Below are 2,182 nucleotides of genomic sequence, written 5' to 3'. Positions count from 1 at the left end.
TATAAATGCTAACTTAAATATGTACATTAACGCTTGAATAAATATGTACATTTTCAATTGGATTCTCCATACTGACTCTGAGGTGGTTAGTATGTATATTAAGCTAGATATTCAAACAGAATTTGAGGTTAAAAGTCTTTCAGACTTACCAAATTTTAAAAAACTAATGGGGAACTTAAAAATGAAGATAAATAAAAGTCAATTAGCCAGAGAATTGAATGTGGATCGGCGTACCATAGATAAGTATTTGAATGGTTTTACACCAAAAGGGACAAAAAATAAAACATCGAAAATCGATACATATTATGAAGTGATTGCAGCTCTTTTATCTAGTGATTCTAAACAAATCTTCTACTACAAACGAGTGTTATGGCAGTATCTAACAGACAATCACGGTTTAAAATGTTCACAGTCTGCATTTCGTGCTTATATTAATAGAAAGCCTGAATTTAGAACATATTTTGATGAGGGGAAGCGTATTTTATCAGGTCATTCAGTGGGTGTCCGTTATGAGACACCTCCAGGAGAACAAGCTCAATTAGATTGGAAAGAAAGCATACGATTTGAAACCAAAAGTGGCGAAATCGTATATGTGAATGTAGCTGTACTTTTATTGTCCTACTCGAGATTTAAAGTTTTTCATTTGAATATTTCAAAATCACAAAGTGTTTTAATGTCATTTATGACAGAGGCATTTGAAATGTTTGGTGGTGTACCGAAGGTAATTGTCACGGATAATATGAAGACGGTAATGGATGAAGCTCGAACAGAACACTTTACAGGAACGATTAACAATAAGTTTGCCCAATTCGCTCAAGATTTTGGATTTAAGGTACAACCTTGTATCGCAGGGCGACCAAATACCAAAGGGAAAGTAGAAGCGCCAATGAAACTTCTAGACGAAATTCATGCTTATCAAGGAAGATTCACTTTTGAAGAATTACATGAATTTGTGCAAAAATTATGTGCAAGAATTAATCAAACATTTCATCAAGGGACTGGTAAGATTCCAGTGTTTGCCCTAAAACAGGAAAAGAATCTCCTACAACCACTCCCGAAGAGCGCGATAAGAGATTCCTATATGATTAAGCATAAACTTGTAAAAGTTAATACATCAGGCATGATATCTTACAAATCGAATCAATACTCAGTTCCAGCTGAATATCAAGGTAAAACCGTCGGTTTACAAGTATATGATAATCAAATATATGTTTATCATAACATGAAGTTAATTGTACAACATAAAATCAGCCAATCTAAGCTCAATTATAAAGAAGAACATTATAAAAAAGCATTGGCTAAGTCACTACCTAAATATCCGAACATTGACAATTTGGCGAAACAAAATTTATCAGTAATTGGTGAGGTATATAGAAATGAAGAATAGCTATCAACAATTAACAACAAACCTAGAGTATTTAAAATTAAAACAAATGGCACAACATTTAGGTGACGTAGTCGATTTTAGCATTAATAATGAATTATCCTTCGTAGAGACACTTGTTAAACTGACAAACTATGAGATTGATGTACGAGAACAAAATATGATTCATTCTATGGTGAAAATGGGCGCATTTCCTCATAGAAAGGAGGTTGATGAGTTTGATTTCGAATTCCAGCCGAGTATTAATAAACAACAAATCTTAGATTTTATTTCTCTACGTTTCTTAGAGCAACAAGAAAACATAGTATTTTTAGGACCTAGTGGTGTTGGTAAGACCCATTTGGCCACGTCTATTGGTATAGCAGCAGCTAAAAAGCGAACAAGTACTTATTTTATTAAATGTCATGATTTACTTCAAAATTTAAAACGTGCCAAGATTGAGAATCGCCTAGAATCTCGTTTAAAGCACTATACAAAATACAAATTACTTATTATTGATGAAATTGGGTACTTGCCTATTGATCCGGAGGATGCAAAATTATTCTTTCAATTAATCGATATGCGTTATGAAAAGCGTAGTACCATCCTAACGACCAATATCAACTTCAAGTCTTGGGACGAAGTATTCCAGGACCCTAAACTCGCCAATGCCATACTAGATCGTGTCTTACATCATGCCACGGTGGTCAGTATTGTAGGACAATCCTATCGAATTAAAGATCATTTTAGCAAAGAAAATGATTGATTTTGTACATGCTTAAACAAGCGAAAATGTACATGTTTATCTTGACATTTACA

General features: G+C 33.5%; 2 protein-coding genes. Both read left to right on the top strand.

Annotated elements, in window-relative coordinates; all coding sequences use genetic code 11:
- The first annotated feature begins 91 nt into the window (after window positions 1-91).
- Window positions 92-1,387, top strand: a complete 1,296-nt coding sequence (gene istA, locus CQ064_RS32980) for an IS21-like element IS232 family transposase (RefSeq protein ID WP_000275580.1) — start codon at window positions 92-94, stop codon at window positions 1,385-1,387.
- Window positions 1,377-2,129, top strand: coding sequence for an IS21-like element IS232 family helper ATPase IstB (istB, locus tag CQ064_RS32975; protein ID WP_000798699.1), 753 nt, complete (start codon window positions 1,377-1,379; stop codon window positions 2,127-2,129). The genes istA and istB overlap by 11 nt, the downstream gene beginning before the upstream one ends.
- Window positions 2,130-2,182 lie beyond the last annotated feature (53 nt).

This window comes from Bacillus sp. MYb78 (assembly GCF_002975115.1).
GTDB lineage: Bacteria > Bacillota > Bacilli > Bacillales > Bacillaceae_G > Bacillus_A > Bacillus_A cereus.
Note: the sequence above shows the minus strand (reverse complement) of the source record. Positions and strands in the feature narration are given on the sequence as shown.